General features: G+C 39.6%; 1 protein-coding gene and 1 pseudogene. Both read right to left on the bottom strand.

Features of this window, described 5'->3' with window-relative positions; all coding sequences use genetic code 11:
* Positions 1-32: 32 nt before the first annotated feature.
* A pseudogene (locus tag J536_RS24490) lies at positions 33-534 on the bottom strand (NUDIX hydrolase).
* Positions 535-799: 265 nt separating this feature from the next.
* Positions 800-1,061 (bottom strand): DUF4126 domain-containing protein (locus J536_RS24485; RefSeq protein WP_032064293.1); only part of this gene is annotated, 262 nt, incomplete at its 5' end.

Genomic DNA, 1,061 nt, shown 5'->3' with positions numbered 1-1,061 from the left:
GGGCTTTTTTTATATCTGAATATTGGAAGATTCTAGGAATTAAAAATCTCAGGTAGGCTATCTGCAAGAATATTAGGAATGTTGTTTGGATAAACAATCTCATCTGTTTGGCTTAGCTCTTCAAACGTCCACCAACGGCTTTTACTAATCACAAGCTTTTCATGTTCTGACCAGTTTGCTGTATTCACTTCTTCATTTTTAATAAAAACAATAAAAAGCCTTTCTTCAGAAATCACCATTTCCGCACTCGGTAACATCATTTCAAAATTGCGTGTTGCAACATGATTCCCTACATTTTGCCTGACTACGCCTAACTCTTCATAAAGCTCTCGGCAAGCTGCTTGCTTGAAGGTTTCCCCTTCTTCAAGCCCACCACCTACGGTTGCCCAATATGATTGTCCAGCCAAAGCATCATTTTTATGAGTAAACTGAAATAATAAAGTTTGATGATTTTCATTAAGAACTAATAGTCTTGAAGATTTTCTAATGCGCATTTGATTTTTTTCTTGAAGTCATAAGGTGGCTATTATTCATATTCACTTTAAAAAGTTAAATCATTTCTGAATGTACGCTTTATCCTACAAACTTTTAGGGATTTTGCGGATTGGCGACTTCCCGCTTTTTTCCTAATATGAACTCATACAGGAACAGGATGTTCCGGAACATAAAACAACAATAATAGGTTCAAGCACCAGAAGCGTGAGATACGACAGGAGTCATATCTAGTACCCAAATACGAAAAAGCCCAACAGGATGTTGGGCTTTTTTTATTGCTGTTTAAAATATGTTTAGGCTAAACCTATAGAGGACTATGTGCCTGTTCTTGCTTTTTATGGCGTATCCAACGTACCGCTAAAATAACCGCAATCAGCACCACTACCGCAACAAGCGCCGGAACTAACAAAGCTGAAACCGAAAGTAAAATTGCTCCAATCCACTCCCCTGTAGCAACAACAAAATTCCCTAAGCCGCCTGTGGTTGCAGTTGAAACACCACGTGCAGCGACTGTACTCATTTGCACCACGCCTGCCGTACCACCTCCCACAATAATCGCTGCCGCC

The sequence above is a fragment of the Acinetobacter sp. 809848 genome (assembly GCF_000581275.1).
GTDB classification, from domain to species: Bacteria; Pseudomonadota; Gammaproteobacteria; order Pseudomonadales; family Moraxellaceae; genus Acinetobacter; species Acinetobacter pittii.
The sequence above is the reverse complement of the archived record's forward strand: the minus strand, read 5'-3'. Positions and strand labels throughout refer to the sequence as shown.